General features: G+C 39.9%; 20 protein-coding genes. 14 read left to right on the top strand and 6 right to left on the bottom strand.

The genetic code is table 11. The features are described 5' to 3' along the window. The first annotated feature begins 171 nt into the window (after positions 1-171). From OQY15_RS16150 to OQY15_RS16135, 4 genes are all read left to right on the top strand, one after another. Positions 172-1,356 carry an ATP-binding protein gene (locus OQY15_RS16150; protein WP_265792894.1) on the top strand — a complete coding sequence of 395 codons (1,185 nt, stop codon included), beginning with the start codon at positions 172-174 and terminating at the stop codon, positions 1,354-1,356. 467 nt (positions 1,357-1,823) lie between these two features. Continuing rightward, a complete protein-coding gene (locus OQY15_RS16145; RefSeq protein ID WP_265792892.1) occupies positions 1,824-3,353 on the top strand; it encodes a GAF domain-containing protein in 1,530 nt (509 codons plus the stop codon). Positions 3,354-3,362: 9 nt separating this feature from the next. Continuing rightward, on the top strand, positions 3,363-8,204 hold the full coding sequence (locus tag OQY15_RS16140) for a chemotaxis protein CheB (protein ID WP_265792891.1): 4,842 nt from the start codon (positions 3,363-3,365) through the stop codon (positions 8,202-8,204). A 36-nt stretch (positions 8,205-8,240) separates the two neighbouring features. Next, positions 8,241-8,690, top strand: coding sequence for a DinB family protein (locus tag OQY15_RS16135; RefSeq protein ID WP_265792889.1), 450 nt, complete (start codon positions 8,241-8,243; stop codon positions 8,688-8,690). 173 nt (positions 8,691-8,863) lie between these two features. On the opposite strand, the gene OQY15_RS16130 is transcribed toward OQY15_RS16135, so the two are convergent. The 5 genes from OQY15_RS16130 to OQY15_RS16110 all read right to left on the bottom strand — a co-directional run bounded on the left by OQY15_RS16130 (position 8,864) and on the right by OQY15_RS16110 (position 12,871). Continuing rightward, positions 8,864-9,022, bottom strand: a complete 159-nt coding sequence (locus OQY15_RS16130; RefSeq protein WP_265792887.1) for a hypothetical protein — start codon at positions 9,020-9,022, stop codon at positions 8,864-8,866. Positions 9,023-9,038: 16 nt separating this feature from the next. Beyond that, the gene (locus OQY15_RS16125) at positions 9,039-9,581 is read right to left on the bottom strand and encodes a hypothetical protein (RefSeq protein ID WP_265792886.1); all 543 of its coding nucleotides are present in this window, start codon (positions 9,579-9,581) and stop codon (positions 9,039-9,041) included. Between the two features lie 167 nt (positions 9,582-9,748). After that, positions 9,749-11,014: a hypothetical protein gene (locus tag OQY15_RS16120; RefSeq protein ID WP_265792885.1), complete on the bottom strand. Its 1,266-nt coding sequence runs from the start codon at positions 11,012-11,014 to the stop codon at positions 9,749-9,751. Then, positions 11,007-11,888: a HEPN domain-containing protein gene (locus OQY15_RS16115; protein WP_265792883.1), complete on the bottom strand. Its 882-nt coding sequence runs from the start codon at positions 11,886-11,888 to the stop codon at positions 11,007-11,009. Before OQY15_RS16115 ends, OQY15_RS16120 begins: the two co-directional genes overlap by 8 nt. Before the next feature lie 767 nt (positions 11,889-12,655). Then, the gene (locus OQY15_RS16110) at positions 12,656-12,871 is read right to left on the bottom strand and encodes a hypothetical protein (RefSeq protein ID WP_265792881.1); all 216 of its coding nucleotides are present in this window, start codon (positions 12,869-12,871) and stop codon (positions 12,656-12,658) included. A gap of 158 nt (positions 12,872-13,029) precedes the next feature. Between OQY15_RS16110 and OQY15_RS16105 the strand changes: the two genes are divergently transcribed. The 10 genes from OQY15_RS16105 (at position 13,030) to OQY15_RS16060 (ending at position 21,089) form a co-directional block, all read left to right on the top strand. Next, entirely contained in the window at positions 13,030-13,395 is a 366-nt protein-coding gene (locus OQY15_RS16105) for a hypothetical protein (RefSeq protein ID WP_265792878.1), read from the top strand. A gap of 54 nt (positions 13,396-13,449) precedes the next feature. Next, entirely contained in the window at positions 13,450-14,367 is a 918-nt protein-coding gene (locus tag OQY15_RS16100) for a pyridoxamine 5'-phosphate oxidase family protein (protein ID WP_265792877.1), read from the top strand. A 4-nt stretch (positions 14,368-14,371) separates the two neighbouring features. Beyond that, positions 14,372-14,767, top strand: coding sequence for a 2Fe-2S iron-sulfur cluster binding domain-containing protein (locus OQY15_RS16095; protein ID WP_265792875.1), 396 nt, complete (start codon positions 14,372-14,374; stop codon positions 14,765-14,767). Between the two features lie 4 nt (positions 14,768-14,771). Then, positions 14,772-15,236 (top strand): nucleoside deaminase, encoded by a 465-nt coding sequence (locus OQY15_RS16090; protein ID WP_265792873.1) that lies wholly within the window; start codon positions 14,772-14,774, stop codon positions 15,234-15,236. Between the two features lie 5 nt (positions 15,237-15,241). After that, positions 15,242-16,123, top strand: a complete 882-nt coding sequence (locus OQY15_RS16085) for a helix-turn-helix transcriptional regulator (RefSeq protein WP_265792872.1) — start codon at positions 15,242-15,244, stop codon at positions 16,121-16,123. A 1,669-nt stretch (positions 16,124-17,792) separates the two neighbouring features. Continuing rightward, on the top strand, positions 17,793-18,662 hold the full coding sequence (locus tag OQY15_RS16080) for a helix-turn-helix domain-containing protein (RefSeq protein WP_265792870.1): 870 nt from the start codon (positions 17,793-17,795) through the stop codon (positions 18,660-18,662). A gap of 51 nt (positions 18,663-18,713) precedes the next feature. Further along, complete coding sequence (locus tag OQY15_RS16075) at positions 18,714-19,085, top strand: response regulator (RefSeq protein WP_265792868.1); 372 nt, start codon at positions 18,714-18,716, stop codon at positions 19,083-19,085. Between the two features lie 4 nt (positions 19,086-19,089). Continuing rightward, positions 19,090-19,617, top strand: a complete 528-nt coding sequence (locus OQY15_RS16070; protein WP_265792867.1) for a DUF892 family protein — start codon at positions 19,090-19,092, stop codon at positions 19,615-19,617. A 353-nt stretch (positions 19,618-19,970) separates the two neighbouring features. Next, the gene (locus OQY15_RS16065) at positions 19,971-20,765 is read left to right on the top strand and encodes a hypothetical protein (protein WP_265792866.1); all 795 of its coding nucleotides are present in this window, start codon (positions 19,971-19,973) and stop codon (positions 20,763-20,765) included. 57 nt (positions 20,766-20,822) lie between these two features. After that, positions 20,823-21,089 carry a hypothetical protein gene (locus tag OQY15_RS16060; protein ID WP_265792865.1) on the top strand — a complete coding sequence of 89 codons (267 nt, stop codon included), beginning with the start codon at positions 20,823-20,825 and terminating at the stop codon, positions 21,087-21,089. Positions 21,090-21,188: 99 nt separating this feature from the next. On the opposite strand, the gene OQY15_RS16055 is transcribed toward OQY15_RS16060, so the two are convergent. Beyond that, positions 21,189-21,770: a TIGR00730 family Rossman fold protein gene (locus OQY15_RS16055; RefSeq protein WP_265792864.1), complete on the bottom strand. Its 582-nt coding sequence runs from the start codon at positions 21,768-21,770 to the stop codon at positions 21,189-21,191. Positions 21,771-21,776: the final 6 nt, after the last annotated feature.

Raw genomic sequence — 21,776 nt, 5'->3', positions numbered from 1 at the left:
CGACAATCATCGGGGGATTTTTTGTGTACGTACCATTCTATTTCATCTGAGTCTGTAAATCAAGCATAAAAATAACTATTTTAATAATTAAGATGAAACTAGTACTACTATTTTACATTTGTTAATTAAAAATAGTAATGCTAAATTTGACTATAATAAATTTTCATAGCTATGGAGTTTCACAGCAGATTCATATACAAGTCTTTATCAGACCACCTTTCAAAGAAGCAAATTACTGTATTGACAGGAATGCGGCGCACCGGTAAAACAACTTTGGTAAAACAGCTGATGGAAGATTCCAAAATCAAACAGCAGTTTTACTTTGATCTTGAGCGGATGGATAACCGGTCGTTATTTTCCGAAGAAAACTATGAATCTATCGTCTATGCTCTCAGCCAGAGAGGAGCTGATTTTAGCGAGAAAGTATTAATTGGAATAGACGAGATTCAGTTGGTTAAGAATTTACCAAGTGTATTAAAATATCTTTATGACACTTATGATATCAAATTTATCATTACAGGTTCCAGTGCCTATTATATGAAAAATATGTTCTCTGAATCATTGGCTGGAAGGAAGAAAATTTTCGAGGTCTATCCTCTTAGCTTTTCTGAATTACTTGCCTTTAATGGAATCTCATTTTCTGAAATTCCTTTGTCTCAGGCTGGTATTTTTAGTAAAGCAGAATACGGACGTTTAAAGGACTACTACGAAACATATATCAACTATGGAGGATTTCCTGAAGTAGTTTTGTCTACGACAATAGCTGATAAAAAAGATATGATTCAAGATATCATCAGTTCTTACATCAACTTCGATATCGCTCTGCTGTCAGATATTCGGGATCCTGCCAATCTTTATAAATTAATAAAATTATTATCTTTAAGAATAGGGACGAAACTCGATATTTCAAAACTTGCGAATATGATGGGTATTTCGCGTATAATCATAGAAAATTACCTGGATTTATTAGAGCAAAGCTATTTGATAAGGACCATCCCTGTATTATCGAATAGCCCTGATCGTGAAATCACTAAAGCAAGAAAGATCTATTTTCTGGATAATGGTATTGCATCAATCTCAGCAGATGCTGGTAGCGGAGCCATGTTTGAAAATGCAGTATTTAATCAATTACTCCACAAAGGATCTATTTCTTATTTCCAGCTCAAAACCGGCAAAGAGATCGATTTTATCCTAAATAAGGAAGCATGTTTTGAAGTCAAGGAAACTGCCACTGAGAGCGATTTAAAAACTGTTTCAAACCTGGCTCAAAATCTAAGTATAGATCAGTACAATGTGATTGGCAGGCACCCAGTGAAAATATTCGACGGCTATATCTGGGGTGGATTTATTCATTAATGCAATCGCGATCAAAGTATAGTTCCACATTGTGCTAACAAATGTTCAATTAGTCACAACCTAAGCTCGGGCAGTTTTCCGTTATCACTGTTATATATGTATAATATCAACACATAAACAATGGACAAGTTAACAAACAAAACTGCCTCGAAGGCATCATTAGCACATCCAGAACTCATCCAGAAGGCTTAGAGACCATGCCTGGTTTGAGTATTTTATTTTATTAATACTACTTTACAAAATCACCCCCGATAGTTGTACCACAAAACCATTCAAAATCATTGATAACTGAAACTCAGTGTAATATTTACTTTCCGGAATATCGGCCATTGTAAGAATGCTATGGCAAAAGACTTTTTGTTCAATAATTTACTACTTTTATCAAACATAGTCCATCAACATTATGTTTAAAGGATCGTGTATAACTTGTAATCCTGAGTGCCAGCATTAAAAGTAATTCTATTTCGATGAGCGTAAACACTAATTTCGATGCTACTTTTTGTGGCAAGCTTGCCATTCATAAAACAAACTCCATCCAGGATTACGGCTACCTGATCGTGCTGGATATCAACAGCTTGAACATCATACAGGCAAGCGAAAATATAAGCGAATTATATTCAAATCCTGTTGAAGAGCTAATCGGGCTGCACTTTTCAAATTGTATTCCCGAACACGCATTCGATGCATTAAAGGCTGAATTTGATAAAGGCATCAGAAACAGAGTACCCTTTAAATCAAGTTTCGTCACCAAGGCGACACCAGTACCTGTAACCTTGTTATGCCATATCAAAGAAGATATGGTGATATTGGAAATCGAGAAAGATGATGAAGTTCCTGAACGTGTGTTTTCAGAAGTCTTTCAGGAGGTAAGATCTTTTATTGCCAGTATTGAAAATACAAAAAGCCTGCAGGAAGTATGTGAAGCCAGTATCCACGAGATACGTCGCATTGCAGGATTTGATGGCATCCGTATGTACCGCTTTGATGAACATTGGAATGGCGAAGTAATTGCTGAAGAAATTGAAGGCACTTTAGAAAGCTATCTGGGACAGACATTTCCTGCCTCAGATGTTCCCAAACAAGCCAGAGATCTTTACGTAAAAAATCCTTTCAGGTTAATACCAAATAAAGATTACATCACCCACCGCCTGTATCCAGTGATCAACCCGATTGCTGGTGGATTTATAGATTTATCAGACTGCAATTTACGTAGCGTGGCAGCTGTTCACCTCGAATATATGGCAAATATGCATGTCGCAGCATCGATGTCTATCAGGGTGATGGTTGAAGGAAAACTATGGGGCCTGATCTCCTGCCATCATATCACTCCCAACTACCTGAGTCTTGAAAACAGGTCCATTTTCGAGTGGCTGAGCATCGAAATTTCGTACCGGATCGCGGCAATTATCAAGCAGGAAGCCCTGATAGAATCAGGCAGACTCTCAGATATAAAAGCAGATATCATTCAATGCATATTTTCTAAGGGAGATATGGCCAAAGGCCTGATGGAAGATGAAGGAAAGCAATTCCTCAGTTTACTTGATTTAGATGGGTTCTCCGTTAGCATAAATGGCGATATAGTATCCCATGGCATTGTACCTGAACAGGATGAAATTGAAAACATGTTGCTTTGGGCCAATAGTAAATCGCTCGGCACGGTTTTTTCAAGTCATGAGTTTGGAGAAGTTTACGATGATGCCCGTCACTATCAGAATATTGCCAGTGGCGTAGTCATTATTCCAATTAATAGTCATAAAGGTGATTTTGTAATCGGCTTCAGACCTGAACGGATCAAAGATATCAGTTGGGGAGGTAATCCCAACGAAGCGGTGAATTTCGAAAAGGATGGAATTAAATATCATCCGCGGAACTCATTCAAACTATGGCAGCAAACCATTTTCGGGCAGTCAAAAGTCTGGACTGAAGCGGAGCTTGCCATTGCCGAATCATTTAAGAATTTTTTATACCAGTTTGACGCGGATCAGACATTCAATTAATACTGTAGAATGACCGAAAGCAAAACGGTAAATAAAGCAAAAAGATACGACAATTATATAGTTGCAATTGGTGCCTCCGCTGGAGGTTTGGAAGCCATTCATCTATTTTTTGACAATATGCCTGCAAATGCGAGTTTCTCATTTGTTGTCATTCAGCATCTATCTTCTGAACATAAAAGCTTACTGGTGGAACTGGTAGGCAAACATACACACATGAAGGTTTTCGAAGCCGAAAATCACATGGCTATACAGCAAAACTGTGTATATATTATCCCTAATGACAAATTACTGACCGTTAAAAACGGGAGATTAAAACTAGCTGACAAGACACAGCATAAAGTTCCCAATTCTGCAATTGACCATTTTCTCTTTACGCTTGCTGAAGACAAAAAAGATAAAGCCATAGCGATCATCCTTTCCGGAACCGGCACCGACGGTACAAAAGGAATACAAAAAATAAAAGATCATGGGGGTATGGTCATTGTTCAGGATCCTGCGACGGCGAAATTTGACGGGATGCCCAACAGTGCAATTGCCACAGGTTGTGCAGATTTCATCCTCTCCCCTGCAGAAATGAGTCAGGAGCTTTTTAGCTATGCCAATGAAGAGCCACTCAGCGTTCTGCAGGATGGAAAGATAGACGAGAAGCTGCTGGAGGAACTATTTGGGCTGGTGCATGGCTTATCAGGGAATAACTTTAATCTGTATAAAACACCAACAATCATTCGGCGTATCGGCAGACGAATGAATGAGAACAATATGCAAAACTTTGGTGATTACGTTTCCTTACTCAGGAAAGATGAAAAAGAGCTGGCCATACTTAGTCAGGACTTCCTGATTGGAGTAACCCGATTTTTCCGTGATACAGATGCCTTTGAGATGTTCAGTACCCAGTTTAAAGAAATCCTTGACCGCAAATCAGATGGAGATAGCATCAGAATGTGGGTCTGCGCCTGCAGCACTGGTCAGGAGGCATATACTATCGCGATTATCGCACAAGACTGCTTAAAGAAATCTGGTAAAAAGGTTGATGTAAAGATTTTCGCGACGGATATAGACGATAAAAGCATCGATATTGCTGCAAAAAATCAGTATCCGCTCAGCATAAAAAAAGAAATTCCGGACAGCTTTTTTAAGGAGTATATCACACAAGATGGCAAATATTACAGCGTCATCCCCGAAGTACGTAAGATGATTGTTTTTGCCAAACATGATGTTACGAAATCTCCTCCCTTTATCAAAAATGATATTGTAACCTGCCGTAATATGTTAATCTACGTGAATATCATATTGCAGGAAAAAATTCTTTCAACTTTTCACTTCTCGCTGATCCCCGGGGGACTATTATTTCTTGGTTCCAGCGAATCGGTAGCCCCTCTGAAGGAGGGCTTTACAGAGATCTCAGGAAAGTTGAAGTTCTTCAGGAAGACCGGCGTGCTCAACTATGCGTCTTATAATACCTACAATACCGGTTCAAGAACATCCGGCCAGCCAGATAAAAGCAAAGGCAAGTCGACAGAGTTTGCGATGAGCCCCATAGAAAAAGGATTCAACAGCTTCCTTACCCGTGAACTTGCCTATGCTGGTGTATATATTGATAAATCTTACATCATGCAGGACGCGATAGGTAACTACCGGAAATATCTGTCACTACCTAGCGACAAGATTGAGTTGAATGTTTTAAAGATGGTACCCAAACAGGTATCAGTTCTGTTGAATACTGCCATCAGGAAAGCATGGAACAGCAATACTACTGTGCATTTAAGAAGGGTAAGGTTTGAAGAGAACAACGAAGTATTCTATGTGAAGATCTCTGTGCAACCTCCTGAAGAGGATAATGGCATCGGATTGACGCTCGTAGTCTTTGGTGAAAGTACCCCTGAAGGTTCTTATGAGAAGGAAGAACGTACTTTTGGAGAAATGCATCTTGACCAAACAACAAGCGACTATGTGTTTGAGCTCGAAGCCGAACTCAATGAGGCCAGAAATAGCCTGCAGCTGGCAACTGAGGAAATGGAAACCACCAATGAAGAATTGCAATCCACAAACGAAGAACTGCTGTCTGCTAATGAGGAACTGCAGTCGAGCAACGAAGAATTGCAATCGCTCAATGAAGAATTACACACCCTCAATACTGAGCATCAGGTTAAAATCAGTGAACTGATCGACCTGAATGACGACCTGGATAATTATTTCCGTAGTACAGACATCGGACAGGTATTTGTAGATTCCAGTCTTTATATCCGTAAATTCAATACCGCAGCCGTGGGGATGGTGAACCTGATTATCGCTGATATTGGCAGATCAATTCAGCAGATATCCAACAACTTACAGGGAACTGATCTCAACAGTGATATACAACAGGTTTTGGATGATGGTGTCGCAGTTGAGAAAGAGGTCAGAATAAAAAATGGTGATACGAGCCTGATGCGGATTATGCCTTACGTTAAAAAAGACGGCAAGGTAGATGGCGTAGTAATCACCTTCGTCAACATTTCTCAGCTCACCGAATTAAATAATATTATCACAGGTGTTTTTAATGCCAGCTTAAATGGCGTCATGGCCTTTAAATCGGTACGAAACAAACAGAATGTGATCACAGATTTTGAATGTATCACTTTCAATGAATCTGCAGGTACCCTGTTAAGGAAAAATGCAGAAGAACTGACCGGGGCATCCATCATCAAGGATATCCCGGAAATTTCGGGAGGAAATCTTCTGGAGGCTTACAGGGCAGTAGTTGAAAAGGGAAATTCGTTCCAGGTAGAGTATAAGCTCTATGAGAAAGTATGGGTAGAAATTGTGGCCGTTAAAATGTCTGACGGTTTCGCCGCTACGATCACAAACATCACTAAACAAAAGTCTGCACAGGAGAAGTTAAAGCATAACTATAATGAGCTGCTGGGTACACGCGAGAATCTAAAGCAGCTGAATTCTGAGCTGGAACAAAAAATCGAAGAACGCACCCTCCTCCTATCGGAAAGCGAAAGCAGATTTAACCTCGTTTCACAGGCTACGAATGATACGATCTGGGATTGGGATTTATCGGACAATACGATATGGCGCAGCGCCAGTTTTAAAACTATCTTCGGATACGAGGATAAACCAGAAAAGAGAAGTATTTCCTTTGCCTTTACAATTATTCACCCCGAAGATCTCAAACGGGTTCAGGAAAGTGTAAATAATGCGATCAATAAGGGAGAACAACAGTGGACCTGCCAGTACCGGTTGAAAAAGGCTGATGGCAGCTATGCTACTATCCTGGACAGAGGTAGTATTCTCTTTGATGAGAATGCTGTTCCTTACCGTATGGTAGGCTCAATGCTGGATATTTCTCAATTGATCGCTGCCCAGGATAAACTAAACTCTTCAGAAAGGAAATTCCGTAAGATATTCGATTCCAATGTGATCGGGATGATCTTCTCCAATGTTGTTACCGGCAGGATCGAAAATGCGAATGGCATTTTTCTTGAAATGCTGGGCTACACCGTTGAAGATTTTGAGAATGGCGCAATCAGCTGGAAAGATATTACCCCTCCGGAGGCAATGGCAGCAAGTGCCGCTTCGGCAGAATTACTGCGTACACAGGGCTATTGCCCACCATTTGAAAAGCAGTATTATCATAAAGATGGTCATGCTGTAGATGTAATGATTGGTTCAGCAATACTGGATGATGACGTGCCGGAAGATGCCGTAACATACATTATTGATATCACTACCCAAAAAGAAAGTGATAAAAAACGTGATGAACTGCAGCACCTGATAAAGAGACAGCAGGATGAGTTCCATAGCATATTCAAAAAAGCCCCGGCATTGATCAGCATCAGAAGAGGCAAAGACCTGGTTTATGAGTTCGTAAACGAAGCATTTGAGCAGTTTGATGGCGGCCGGGTATACATCGGCAAGAAAACTTTAGGTCATGGTTCCCAGTTCGAATCTCCTGAACTGATCGCCCTGGAAGAACAGGTAGTGCGTACCGGCGAAACGCTGGTGGCAAACAGCTATAAATTTACGCGACCAGCAACTGAACATGCTGAGGCGCAGGAGGCATGGTTTGACTTGATCCTGAATCCTGTGTATTCGTCCGAAGGTCAGATTGACGGTGTATCTTTCTTTGGCTTCGAGGTTACTGATCTGATCACCGCCCAGATTACTACGAAAGCGCTAATGAGTAAAAAGGATGAATTTATGAGTATCGCAAGTCATGAGTTGAAAACGCCTGTTACAAGTATCAAGGGCTTTTTACAGTTTGCGCTAAAAATGGCTGAGCAAAGGAAGTTTGATAATATTTTCAGCTTTATCGACAAAGCGAACAAACAAGTGGGCAAACTTACTGCGCTCGTAGATGATTTGTTGGACGTCACCAAGATACAAGCGGGAAAAATGACCTTTACGATGTCTGAATTTAACATCAGAGAAGTGCTGCAGGACTCTATAGATGGTGTGCAAAGCAACCTTACTCATCAGGAAATCATTACTGATATAGAAGACCTGACTGTTAACGGAGACCGCCATCGGATTGAACAGGTGATTTCTAACTTTATCTCCAATGGCCTTAAGTATGCACCAGACGGGAAGCAACTGTTTATTGAAGCGAAGAAGACTGGCGCCGGCAATGTGCGTATATCTGTTAAAGATCAGGGAATTGGCATTCCTAACGACAAGGCAGAGTTTATATTCGATCGTTTTTTCAGGGTTGAAGAAAGCTCCAACCATTTCTCGGGACTTGGCCTGGGCTTATACATCTCTGCACAGATCATTGAAAGACATCAGGGTAAGATTGGTGTGATCAGTGATATTGGCGAGGGTTCTGAGTTCTGGTTTGAGATACCAATCGAACTAGCTTCTTAGGCATGTTGTAAGTTGTGGAAGTAAAGTCATATCTATATGGATACCCTAAATAAACTCTGGCAGTATAATAATTGGGCCAATCAGGCGCTTATTCATTTATTTACAGAGCAGTCTGCGATCCTGCCCCCGGAATGTCTGCGACTTTTCAGCCATATTGTAAATACACAAAGTGTGTGGTTAAGCAGGCTTGCGGGTACGCCTCAATTATATGGTGCCTGGGACGAGCATACTTTAGCAACCTGTACAATGATGCATAATGAAGCTTCCCCCCTGCTGGAACAGCAGATACCCCTATCTGCAGAACAGCAATCAGCGATTATTGAGTATAAAAATTCTACAGGTAAAACTTTTCATAATTCCCGTTATGATATACTCATTCATGTGCTGAATCATGGCACATATCACCCGGCACAGATTCCCACGGAATTGAGGGGGAGTGGTATTGAGCCGATTAATACAGATTATATTAGTTACGTGAGAAGATGAAGCAATTCTAAGAATAAGTTTGATGGGCTAATCATATTATTAAACTCCTCATTGAAATATTGCTAAAGATTTCAAGGTGTTTAACACTTCTGGAAAACAGGATCGTATGATAGCTTTGAAAGCATTAAATCTCTCAATAAACTATAAAAGGATCTTGTAGACCCTCTTATAATTTATAATTCACTAAATTTAATCTTGGTAAAGATTTTTTTTGCCTCTTCTACTTTTTCAGGGAAGAGTAATCTGTCTTTTAATTTACTTGCAACCAAAGACAACAACCCTGATTCAGTAATCTGAACCATTTGCTCTACATCTTTTTCTTTAGTTTTCATATTTCAAAATTAATAATTATTTCTTAATTAAAAGTACGGATTCATAAAGTTTATTTTTGATAAAACGCTCAATTACAGTACCATCCCGAGTTTGAATTCCTCCATAAAATTCAAATTCCTTAAGTAAAGAATCGTATTCTCTGCTAACATATGAACAGTATGTTCTGATTCTCTGATGCTTTTTTCTACATATACTATTGCAGTTTTTTCTTCTACATGTCTGTCTGCATCCTTGTTCAAATTCGTCAGAGCTATCGCTTCCTGTAACCATCACTGCCGCATCAGCAAAAGAATTAAAAAATTCTGGTACAGTACTTAATACCGTATTAAATACATGGTATGCATCCCCATTATCAGTACAATTTTTATCATCAATTTTGTCAGTAGCTATATTATAGTCTCCCAATCCTAAATTGTACACTTTTCTGCCATTGTAGTCGGCAAAGTAGAAGTACTCTACTGCTTTAACAACATCATTAGGCCCTTTACTGATAAAAAAATATTTAATTCCTGTTTCAGAGATGCTTTGGGGCTGTATTTGATAGATTGGAAATGTCATATTTACCTGCTTTGAAATTTAAATAACAAATTAAAATTAATTTTTAAGAAAGAGATTTCTTAACAAAATCTTAAATAAAAAAACAATAACCTACCCATAGTTAACCAATACTTTTAAAATGAAAGTTCAGCACTGCCACTAAAAGCAGTGCCGACTTCTAAGTATATCTACCTCTCCACAAACTTATACCTGCTGCGCAGCCCCTCTACAAACTCCTGAACCCTCCCCTCATAATGCTCCTTAAGAATCACCAGCTGAAACTTATCCTCATGAAAATAACTTACTAAAACTGAGTCCATATAACTTCTGAGCAGGTAAAATGTTCTCGGGTTCTTTTGTGTATTAGCCAGGAAGATTACATTGAACTCATAAGAGGGCATCCAAATCTGTTTATCGATCTTGAACCGCAGCTCAAGCTTATAGTGATCCCCGAAATCTTTCCATACAAAACACAGTTCCGGCGATTCATTCCGGAATACACATTTGGACAGCCTGTCCCGGTAGGGCTTGCCCTTCAGACGCCGCATGCCGTAGCTGTACTGGTAGTGCGTAAACAACCTGCCCGCCAGTAAGGGCATTGCCTGCTGCCACAGTGCAAATACATATTTTAAAATCTGGCTGTTGTACTGCCGTTTTTCTTCGATCTCCCCGATATTATCATAAGAACTGATGTATCTCACTCTTGATTGCTGTCTCATATCGAGGCAGATATCTACCAGCTGCCGCTGTTCATCGCTGAGGTCCTGCAGGAAAAGATCTTCTTCACTTGAGATATACTTGTGAAATCCTATGATTACAGTTTTTGCTTTGTTGGCGATGCCGAGATAGGGAACCACAAAGGGCACATGTTCATCATAACGTTTTCCTAAATCTCGGTATGCCAGCGAGAATCCAACTATCGGATCACCATCGGCGGGAATACGCTCATGGATCACCGCAGAGGCGCTCCGTGGAATGGCATCTTCATCAGATAAAATTGGAAACGTATGTCCCGGTTTGACCAGGCCACGGTATGCAAGTTTTAAGCGGCAGAACACGATCTTACCCATTCTCGCAATCGAAAGAAACTTGGATTTCCCTGTTGCCGGGTCAAAACATCCCGGCCAGAACCACTGGTCAAAGTTACATTGCTTCATAGAATCCATCATCTCCGTTAAGGCAAAGTAAGCGTAACGACTCAAATAGCTTTCGTCGGTATCCACACTGCAACTGACCAGGAGTGCATGCTCAGTTACTTTGATATAAACCTTTTCTTCGGGTTCATCATAAATTTTCACCCCCACGGTTAGCAGCTCATTGGCAAAAGATATCTCCCGGTCGTGGATGGGCATATAACCCCGTTCTGGTTTCCTGAATTTGGAGTGTTGGTCTAAAGTATTTAAAGTGAGTATCCTTGTCCCTGGTTTAAATGGCAGACTGAAAAAACTATCCATAAACTACCTCTCTTTCTTTTTGCAGTTGTTTGTACACCTCTGCTTCTATAGCCAGCGACTCGATTTTATCATTGCACAATGCTGTTGTAAGTCTTAGAAAGGCAGCGACCTGATAATACATCCTCGTCGCATCTGCCGGACCTACGCAAAAATCGTCTTTGTATCTGGCACCGGAATAACTTTTAGCCAGGATATCAAACAGCCTCCTGCCCTCTTCGCTTTCGTCCAGGAAGAAGCCAGAGATAGCGGGAGAAAAGCTATCGCATAGACGGAGCAGGCGGTACAGGTTGTGTATATCAGATCGGTAAGCCAGATGAACCCTGATCAGCGCAATACAGCTTTGTTCAACCACCTGATGTAACATAAAAGCTGCCAGGTTATGCTTTCCCTTGTGAATACATTCAAGCGCACTTTCCAAAAAACCGGTTGCGAGCATCTGCCGGTGATTGTGATGTTTTTTGGCTTTAATTGCCGCTTGTGTCGGAATAAAGGCAGGGACCTGAAAGGATTTGATCGTTGAATCCTTGCTGTATATGAGTTCAGCATTGTTGGCAACTGTGATAAAGAACTTGCTATTGGCCCTCACAGCTTCGATCAATGTTTCTTTGCCGTGTACCAACGCAGTGATCGTACCATGATGAAAATGGTCATTGACATAATTTTGCACCTCATGCTCAATTCTGGTTGAGCTTTCAGTGATCATCAATAAAAAATAGCGGTTAGTTTCTTCATCAACATGATCAATAAAACATCCCGTTTTTTTGTTTGATTGTGCGGCAGTGCCAAAACAGTAAATGTATAAAGGCTCAAATCGCTCTGCAAGAACTTCGATAAAGTCGTCAAAGTGTTCTTTTTGTGTGAATTCTCTTTTCATTTGTTTAAGGTTTTGAATGATTTTGGTTTAGGGTTGGTAATTGGACATTTTGGACAAAGCGCGGCCATTACGAGTATTTCATCGTTAGCGTAACTTTAGAAAAAAAGGCAAAAAAGGATGGATCAATCAGGCGGCTTCACGCTGATCTGGCTGTAGCTGGAAGGAAAGTGGTCACTGCTGGCGGTACTGAATTTCTTCTTTTTCATTTGGATGCTATTGACTTATTTTTCAATAGAACCATTGTACAAGAAATGAAAGAAGGCCTTAAAAAACATAGGTCCGGCAACAGTTCTTGTAGTGTAAGCTTCCCGGTGGAAATCGGGGAATAGTAAACTATTCGGATCCTACAATAAGCTGCGCCGGACCTATATATGCAAATATAGGCAACCCGGTGCTCTACTTACCGCTCGTATCCTGTAAATTTCCACATTTGCTTACACGAGGTTCTTAGTAGAACACCTCAAATATTTTGAGATGTTACAAAATTAATATATTATTTAACAATTACTCATATACAGTTTATTTTAACATCACAAATGTAATCACAAAGATTTAATTAAACAATAAAGAAAATAAATTATTTATATTTCTCTTTACCTGCATACCACAGTGGATTGCATTGTTTCTGATGTAGCACCGCTGGAACAAGCCAATATACTATCTACCTGCGTACGCAGCCAGGCATCTGAAAAAAATATAATAATCGATTCATATCCCCTATCCGGATCTACTTTATCTGTAACGAGGTAGCAGCCCTTTTTCATAAATTAGCCTGACCCTGCTGGTACTATCAGCTTACTCCCCTGATCCAGGATTTCCTTTGTTCCATGAACAACGATACTGACGAGGTTCATATGCACGCACATGTTGGCTTTTTCTATTTCATGCAACTGCCGGTAATGGAACATATAAATATCCTCATTCCAGGATAATACATCAGGATTGTCTTTTATTATTGTGCTGCAATGGAGATCCTTCGTCATACGGTAAATATGCATCATCAGCCCTCGACCGGGAATGGACAAATCAAACTATCCCATGGACAAATCTGATCGCTAATTCATCCATCAAATTGTAAAAAATCTCCATTCTCTGCCAGTCCCGGGCGGCCCATCTTTGTACTGTAAATAAATCGATAAACATGAGTAAAACAGCAATCGTCATTCTTTCTGATCCCAAAGCAGGCTCAGAAGAAGCACTCGGAAGAGTATTTAATGCACTGGCAGCAGCGTACGACTTCAAACATGCAGCTGAAGAGGTGAAAATCATCTTCCAGGGCACCGGAACCAGATGGCCGGAGCAGCTGGAGAAATCAGATCACCCTGTGCACGGTCTTTTCCTCGAAGTAAAAGATAAGGTAGAAGGAATTTCTACAGGATGTGCCGCCGTATTTGGGGCTGATATCTCCGGATATGACCATCTGGATGACAACAAGGTTCCCGGAACTGCCGGTCTCCCAAGTTTCCTTAACCTAAGGAAAGACGGCTACGATGTCCTTATTTTTTAGTCTTTACTTATCACCGTTCTCTCTTTCCGGGAGGCGGTGATTTATTCATAACATATGGAAAATGTGTATCACGATGGTGAGCTTGAAATCCAGAAGCGTGTCGGCGAAGCAGAGATAGCCGATCAGAACAAGAAGCTCGTTACTCCCTTCATTGTTAAGGGGGCCATCAATTTTGTAGAAAAGCAACCCATGGCAGTCGTGGGCAGCAGAAATCAGGAAGGCGAACTGTGGGCATCAATCCTGATTGGCAACTTTGGCTTTGTGAAAGTCGCAGATCCTGCACTGGTGGTTTTCGACAGGGAAAAGCTGGTGAGTAATCCCGATGATATCTTTTACGGGAACATCAGTACGGACAACCAGATCGGCAGCCTCTTTATTGAACTGGACTCCCGTAAAAGACTGAGGGTTAACGGAAGTGTTACTATGGAGGGATCAAAGATCGAGCTTAGCGTGGATCAGTCTTATCCCAATTGCCCTAAATATATCCAGCGCAGGGTCATCTCCATGCCTGAATATTTTGAAAAAACACAATCGGGGACTAGCGAAGGTGTTGGGCTTACCGAGGTGATGATCAGTTGGATCAGGGATACTGATACTTTCTTCGTAGCCAGCGCAGGAGAAGACGGACATCTGGATGTTTCACACCGCGGTGGTAATCCTGGTTTTCTGCAGGTAGATGAGGATGGTGTTTTGAAGATACCGGATTACCCGGGTGCCAGCTTCTTCAATACCTTCGGCAATGTACTGCAGAATCCTAAAGTGGGACTGCTCTTTATTGACTTTGAAAAAAGAGAGACGCTGCAGCTGACTGGTACTGCGAGTTTGCTTTTTGATCAGAACGCTGAGGATGACCTGCTTAGAACCAAAGGTACCGGCCGTTTCTGGCTATTCAAACCTGCACGCTGGATACATACGCTTGAACATCATCGTGTAGGATGGAGCTTTTTAGAGTATTCACCATTTAATCCTTAACAAAATGTTATCAATAGATAAAAATGACGATAAGACAAATCCTGAGAATTTGCCGGGCGAAATGAAACAACAGAGCGCTGATGATTCTCAGAGATATAATGAGTATTTTGCTACGGCCAATGATCATATTGCTGAGGGGAATCTGACGCACACAATAAAGCTGCTCAAATCAGATATGACCATAATCTGGGATCAAAGTAAAGGCAGCGTACTGGAGTTGTGTGAATCGGTAGGATTAACTCCTCCCAATAATTGCAGGATGGGAACCTGTGGTACCTGCGAAACAAAACTTGTTACTGGTGATTATGAGTATGATCCGGAGCCTTTTATGGAGCCATTGGACGGTAAAATCTTTATTTGCTGCGCAAGACCTTTATCAGATATGGAGATTGAATTATAAAACTATGCACAAGGAAGCTGAATATTATATGCACCAATGCCTGAGCCTTGCCAACATGGCGCTTGCAGCTGGCAATCCACCTGTGGGCGCGATACTGGTGCTTGACGGAAATATCATTGGAACAGGGATAGAATCAGGTAAATCTACGGGCGACATTACTAATCATGCAGAAATTCTGGCGATCAGGTCGGCAATAGGTAATGGATATGCTGATCATTTACATGAAGCCTATATGTTTACAACGCATGAACCTTGCATCATGTGCTCCTACATGATCAGACACCACAGGATCCCGGAGATAGTTTACGGGACGGCAGTGCCTTATATTGGCGGACTAACATCACAGTTCAGTCTTCTCTCTACAGAGGATGTTCCCAAATGGGGCAGCAAACCAATGATCACAGGGGGCATCTGCCTGGAAGAGTGTAATCTACTCAATTCACAATTTTCAGCGACCTTAAATAAATAATAATCATGTTATCACAATCTGTTTATACACTTGTAAACCAGCAGAATGGGAATTTGTCTTTCAAAGTTTTTGAGTTTGACAATGACAGCTATTTTGATCACATGCAACGCAATAATTATTTCACTCTGATCATTATCAATGCAGGTGAAGGATTGGCTAAGGTTGATCTTACTGAATATCATTTCGGCGAAAATACGATGTTTGCATTTTACCCCTATCAGCCATTCATGCTGAAGACAAAAGGAGTGCTTACAGGGGTTTGCATACAGTTCCACCACGATTTCTTTTGCATCTACAGGCACCATAAAGAGATTGCCTGCAATGGTATTTTGTTTAACAATATCTATGATGAACCGTTTATCCAACTCGAAGAAAGTGCAAGGAAAAGTCTTTTGTTTAACGTCAGTCAGATTGTGGATGAGTTGAAAAGGGACGAACTGAGATCTGATGAAGTGATCGTCTCCTACATGAAAATTCTGCTGGTGCAGGCCACGAGGATAAAGGTTGCCCAGCAGTCTATTCAGGAAACAGATGAACTCAGCGGAAAGCAGCGGCTGATGATACAGAATCTGAGGAATGCGATTGAGGAGAATTTCAGGTTAAAACATTCAGCAAGTGATTATGCTGATCTATTGAATGTGACACCGGTAGCCCTCACGAGGATGACGAAAAGCCATTTTAATAAAACGCTTTCAGACCTGATCACTGAGCGGATTATTGTTGAAGCAAAAAGGGAATTGTACCTGACAGGAAAAACTGTAAAGGCCATTGCCTGGGAGCTTGGATATGAGGATGAGTATTATTTTAGCAGGGTTTTTAAAAGTAAAACGGATATCTCGCCTCAGAATTACCGGGAGACTATTGGGTTTAACAGAGGTGCGTCATGATCTGAGATCAGTTCTCCAAAGCAAGATTTACAGCAAACAGTGTAATACTTGAAGAACTAAATAATCTTATTAAATTAATTTGTTTCTTAAATATGTAATTTTGTATATTTGAGTTTAATGTAAGCGAATGTCGAATATTAGACCTCATAAAGCAAATAAGTCACATAACAGAAAGCGGGTCCATGATCCCTTCTCAGGATTTATTCTTTTAGGCACGGACATTATCTCCAGAATAGGCTTGCCAGGATTTATTATTATTTCGATAGTTGGAGGTACATATAGCTTTTCCAGTGATCTACAAAAAGCTGAGATGATCGATAAATGGATACTTTTAAAAAATAACTCCCATTTACAATCATTAACGATTGTAACCTTAATATTCTCAACGATCATTTACATTATACAATGGTTCACTTTTCTAACTCTCAGAGCCATGGACAAAGCAGAAATTGAACGCCTCAGGACGGAAATTGAAATATACCACGAAAGATTAATTATCAAAAAATTGAAATCTACTAAAGGATTACCATGAATTACATTATCACTTTTTTATTTGCATTCATCATACATTACGCATTACAACAATATCGAATTTACAACAACAGAAAGTTCGAAATACTTCTGTCCCGTTTAAAATACAAACTACGTGATCAGGCGATTAATGGTTTCGTAAGCAGTGATGATTGGATGTTTCTATATCTGGATTCATCCATTTCGAAAATGAAAAATAATCTGAGTTCGCTCAATATTTTTCATGCATTATATCTTTACAAAACCCATAAAGATGATCCTCAGCTCATAGCTTTTGAGGACCGTCTACAACTTGCCTGTAACGATAGTCCAGAATACAGCAAAATATATTCTGAATACAATGAGCTCTTAAATCAATATTTGATCAGAAGGCACTTTTTTCTAATCGGTACTGTGTCGGGTTACATTTACGCCGGTCTCCGCTCAATCAAAATCCTGCAGAAACTCAAGAGAGATCTGGAGCTTAGTACTAAAAGTCTATTATTTTTACCAGAAACTTCTACATCAGATGTGTTTCTTAAGCATCTAAAAATAGCATAAGATTTAAGTAGTTGACTTTCGATCACTTGTGAGATATTTAAGTATCTTACAGCACCGAAATTGTTTACACTGGAAATGGTGATCCCCTGACGCTCGAGTTTTTAATCCTGGATTATATACAGCATATGGAGCACCATCTAAATCAGCTGTGAGGATCAATGTGTGCTCATGTTTTTGTGCCAAGATTTGATATAGCTTACAGAAATGGGTGTTAATATTGCCGATATTGCAGTTAAGGAGGCAGCTGTTTCTATTAGGCACGATGTTGCCAACAGGAACTATCACCTTTAAACATTCGTTTACATCTCGCATATTTTTTTCTGAAAGTGGCAGGAGAATTTCATACAATCTCACACTATTTCAACGATAGCAGCTCAGCCCTGTATGAACTAAACAGCATTCCAAAATAGCCTTCATGTAAAAAACCGGGACATGAGTTACAGGATTTTTTCGAGAACACCTATAAGTGTTACGGTATATAATTGAGACTCCCGGCAGAAGGATAGAGAGCGAAATTGCCTAATCTTTCCCAAACTTGCCAAAATACGTTGCAGGGTATCAGTTTCGAAACAATAACACTAATTTGCCGTTTTTGCTAATGAAGAAAATGGGCCCTGAACCACCGATCCAGATGAGAACGAAAACACGAGACGACCAGTTCGACCTGGAATATTTTTTTGAATTATCACCCGACCTGATATGCATCGTAGGGTTTGATGGATACTTTAAAAAAATTAACCCGGCAGTAGCTACTACACTTGGTTATCCGACATCTGAACTGCTCAATTCACCTGTTGACACATTTATTCACCCCGGTGATCGTGAATTAGCTGCAAAAACAGCAGAAAGACTGCGCAGAGGAGAAACGGTACTAAGTTTTGAAAACAGATTTATTGCGAAGGATAAATCCACAGTTTGGTTGTTTTGGACTGCAGTGCCAGTTGAACGTGACAATCTGATTTTCGCGATTGCGAAAAACGTAACATCCATCAAAAAAACAAATGGTGTGGATCGTGTAGCAGAGATCATCTCTCAGCTCAATACCGAGCAGATGAAAATGTTTGCTGCAGATATCGATATCATCTTACCTGTACTCAGTCCAGACGACTCTAATCTGAAGTGGATTGGCTCTAGTTCAGCCGTAGATCAAAAGGACCAGCTTTGGTTAAATAGATTTGAGATGCTGGTACGACAATATGCCGCAGTCCAGGATATCAGCCTGAAGAAGTTAAGTTCAGATATGGCTTGTAGTCAACGACAATTGTTCAGACAGGTACAAAGGATTCTTGGAACAACGCCTAATAAACTGGTAAGAACTATACGCCTGCATTTAGCATGGGAAGCTATTTCATATGGTAAATACCGGACAATCAGTGAGATTGCCGCTATTGCAGGATATACTTCTACCGCCCATTTTAAAACACTGTTTCATCAGGTCTACGGCATCGATATTTCAGAGTTGTTATGAAAACATAAAAAACTGTAGATCATGATCACATGATTTATTAAAAAATAACCTATGACAAAAAAGATCTTAATTATTGAAGACGATCCAAACATCCTGGCCATTCTTAAGATCATTTTGACCGACGAGGGATTTCAGACAGTAATAAACTCAACAGGCACAACACTTGATGAGGTAAATATAATACATCCAGATTTGATTCTTATGGACATCAGAATCGTGGGATCACCGAAAAGCGGTGCAGAAATTTGTCGGGAGCTCAAAGCAGATTCAGAGACAGGACAAATCCCAGTAGTGCTGTTATCAGCAGAATACGATCTGGCGATGATTGCAAGTGAATGTAAAGCGGATGATTTCATAAACAAGCCATTTGATATTGGAACACTTGTAAATAGAGTAAACAAATTGCTACATTCAACAAATTAATATTATGGCTGAAAAAACTGGCAGACCAAATTCGTGGGATCGTATCAATTTAAGTTCAGAAGGGCTGCAAAAATTCTTTGTGACACATCTCGACCGCATTTATGCTGCCAAGATGCACCTCCTTTCAAAACTCCCTTCAATGGTATTTCAGGCAGAATTTCCGGATCTGAAAAACGCAATTGCAGAAACGACAGAGAATATCCAGAAGCAGATTGCAAGGATGCAAATGATCTATACACTGTTGGATGCCGAAGTTAACACAGGAAGTATACATGGCCTGACAGGTCTCATCAATGACGCTTACGAAGCGATTGAAGAACAGTCTGGTGAACCGGAACTTCAGGATTTATCCATCATCTTTTATTTGCAAAATATTGAAAGTGTGGAAATGGCTTCTTTTCAGATTCTCCAGATGGCCGCTGTTAAAATTAAAAATTCGCAGGTTAGCAAGTTGCTGGAGGAAAATTACATTGAGGCAAAATCTGACCGAACTTTATTATTACTCATTTCATCAAAATACATGACGAGCTAAACAATAGTTTTATACTTCGTCCTTTCTTATCTATCTACCTACAGCTCATCCTTTGTAGCTTGCCCTAATGTTTGAAATACAATGAGCAACCTATCTGTATTTCCAGAAATCCATGAAAGGATAGGGTTTCTACATTATAAGTTTAGAATACAGATGCTGCCTTTCTAAAATCTCCGGTCAAATTCCCGACCTAAATTAATCGATTTAGTTTATAACTAACTGAATTACATATAATTATTCGTTTCGTCATAAACGTCTATTTTTCTTATAACAAATAACCCAATAATATCGGACTAGTTAAGTGTATAAAACCAACCACCAAATATATTTCCATAAAACAAACTCTCAAAACAATGCAATCTTCAAAAGAAATTACTGCCCTCAAAATTCAGATTAATGTAATCTTGTTCATTACCCTTTCCCTGTTTACAATTTCATCAAAAGCTCAGGACCTAAAGACCTTTCGTTCTGGTTATTTCCGGCTGGGAATAAACAGACTTGGAAATGAGCTAAACCAATCACTATCTCCTAAAGAAAACATTTTCAAAGGAAACTATGGCGCAGGCTCTGGTTTTGTTTTCGAATCCGGACGAGTATTTTATTTTATGAAAAAGGACACCAAAAAACTTGTTAATTTTGGGCTTGACTGGACGTACATCTCCTTAACTTACAACAAAATGGACAAATGGACAACGTATGGTAAGAATGCTACGGGATCTCCGGAATTTTCCATTGATGGAACAAAAATCGCAGCTGCGATTTCTGGCAAACTTGGACCAGTCTTATCTGTCAATCCGATTGAAAAATTAGTGATTGACTTGAGAGCGCAAATTGCTCCGACGGCGAGATACTTTGACTTTAGCTATGCTGAAAATACTAATAATGGAACAAGCAGATCCTTTTCATTTACAAATGAGACCAGCGGGGACGACAGCTTTGATGCAGAATCTGTCAAAAATAGAATTGCTTTTGGATTTCAAAAATCTTTTGGGCTGACGGTCCGAAGAAAAGCAATTGGATTGTCAATCGACCATATATCCGGAAATGTTAAAAGCAATTATGAAGCGCAGGATAATACGGGGATGAGTTTTGGTAAAGAAAAAATTCCTGTAAATAATGTACAGGTCAAAGTAAGTTTTACCTTATAATTTTGTTCCACTTTACTAGTCCTATACAGTCATTGATTTATTTATAAATTTAATCATATGTACAACTCTGATATGACCGACCTCGAGCTGATTTGTGCCGTCAGACAAAATGACCGTTCAGCTTTCGACTTCATCTACATTAAAAACTGGAAGATGCTTTATAATGTAGTTTATGAATGTACTTTGTCAATCACAATGACAGAGTCGATTGTGCAGCAAGTCTTCGTAGAGTTATGGATCAGTCGGGAACCTGTATCAGAAACGGACCTCAGCGTTTATTTACTCAAAATAGCAGAACAAATTATTCTGTCCGAAGAGATCTAGCGCTATAATAAAAGCAAAAGAGCTGTACATATTGACAGCTCTTTTGTACTTTAAGATTCAGTTTAATCAAGAACCTACAGCCGGAAGCTAGATTCTAGCTTATACTTCGTCCTTATTTATCCATTTACCAACAGCCGGGGCTTCGTAGCTTGCCATCTTTGAAAGTAAATCATCGATGTTGTCACTCACCAGCAACATACTCTGGTTTACGGCTTTGAGAAATCCTTTTTTCACCATGGTCTCTACCAAAGCAATCAACTCATCATAAAAACCATTGATGTTTAAAATCCCGATTGGCTTCTTGTGTAAACCAAGTTGCGCCCAGGTAAGCATTTCAAAAAATTCTTCTAAAGTTCCGAAACCTCCAGGCAAGGTAATCACGCCATCCGTCAGATCATTCATTTTTGTTTTACGCTCATGCATGGTCTCAACCAGAATTAACTCTGATAATCCCTGATGGGCGATTTCTTTGTTCTGGAGAAAATGTGGTAACACACCAATAACTTCACCATTATTTTCCAGAGTGCCATTTGCAACAGCCCCCATCAAACCAACATTGGCACCACCATAAATAAGGGTAATTCCTTTTTCTGCAAACGTTTTTCCCAATAAATAAGCCTGAGCTTCATATTCCTTTTCAGTTCCAAAGCTGGAACCACAAAATACAGTTATTCTTTTCATTAATTG

The organism is Pedobacter sp. MC2016-15 (assembly GCF_026239695.1).
Classification (GTDB): domain Bacteria; phylum Bacteroidota; class Bacteroidia; order Sphingobacteriales; family Sphingobacteriaceae; genus Pedobacter.
The sequence above is the reverse complement of the archived record's forward strand: the minus strand, read 5'-3'. Positions and strand labels throughout refer to the sequence as shown.

Coding starts and splice junctions, on each gene's coding strand:
- OQY15_RS16150 (WP_265792894.1), top strand. CDS start 172: ATGGAGTTTCACAGCAGATTCATATACAAGTCTTTATCAGACCACCTT.
- OQY15_RS16145 (WP_265792892.1), top strand. CDS start 1,824: ATGAGCGTAAACACTAATTTCGATGCTACTTTTTGTGGCAAGCTTGCC.
- OQY15_RS16140 (WP_265792891.1), top strand. CDS start 3,363: ATGACCGAAAGCAAAACGGTAAATAAAGCAAAAAGATACGACAATTAT.
- OQY15_RS16135 (WP_265792889.1), top strand. CDS start 8,241: ATGGATACCCTAAATAAACTCTGGCAGTATAATAATTGGGCCAATCAG.
- OQY15_RS16130 (WP_265792887.1), bottom strand. CDS start 9,022: ATGAAAACTAAAGAAAAAGATGTAGAGCAAATGGTTCAGATTACTGAA.
- OQY15_RS16125 (WP_265792886.1), bottom strand. CDS start 9,581: ATGACATTTCCAATCTATCAAATACAGCCCCAAAGCATCTCTGAAACA.
- OQY15_RS16120 (WP_265792885.1), bottom strand. CDS start 11,014: ATGGATAGTTTTTTCAGTCTGCCATTTAAACCAGGGACAAGGATACTC.
- OQY15_RS16115 (WP_265792883.1), bottom strand. CDS start 11,888: ATGAAAAGAGAATTCACACAAAAAGAACACTTTGACGACTTTATCGAA.
- OQY15_RS16110 (WP_265792881.1), bottom strand. CDS start 12,871: ATGACGAAGGATCTCCATTGCAGCACAATAATAAAAGACAATCCTGAT.
- OQY15_RS16105 (WP_265792878.1), top strand. CDS start 13,030: ATGAGTAAAACAGCAATCGTCATTCTTTCTGATCCCAAAGCAGGCTCA.
- OQY15_RS16100 (WP_265792877.1), top strand. CDS start 13,450: ATGGAAAATGTGTATCACGATGGTGAGCTTGAAATCCAGAAGCGTGTC.
- OQY15_RS16095 (WP_265792875.1), top strand. CDS start 14,372: ATGTTATCAATAGATAAAAATGACGATAAGACAAATCCTGAGAATTTG.
- OQY15_RS16090 (WP_265792873.1), top strand. CDS start 14,772: ATGCACAAGGAAGCTGAATATTATATGCACCAATGCCTGAGCCTTGCC.
- OQY15_RS16085 (WP_265792872.1), top strand. CDS start 15,242: ATGTTATCACAATCTGTTTATACACTTGTAAACCAGCAGAATGGGAAT.
- OQY15_RS16080 (WP_265792870.1), top strand. CDS start 17,793: ATGAAGAAAATGGGCCCTGAACCACCGATCCAGATGAGAACGAAAACA.
- OQY15_RS16075 (WP_265792868.1), top strand. CDS start 18,714: ATGACAAAAAAGATCTTAATTATTGAAGACGATCCAAACATCCTGGCC.
- OQY15_RS16070 (WP_265792867.1), top strand. CDS start 19,090: ATGGCTGAAAAAACTGGCAGACCAAATTCGTGGGATCGTATCAATTTA.
- OQY15_RS16065 (WP_265792866.1), top strand. CDS start 19,971: ATGCAATCTTCAAAAGAAATTACTGCCCTCAAAATTCAGATTAATGTA.
- OQY15_RS16060 (WP_265792865.1), top strand. CDS start 20,823: ATGTACAACTCTGATATGACCGACCTCGAGCTGATTTGTGCCGTCAGA.
- OQY15_RS16055 (WP_265792864.1), bottom strand. CDS start 21,770: ATGAAAAGAATAACTGTATTTTGTGGTTCCAGCTTTGGAACTGAAAAG.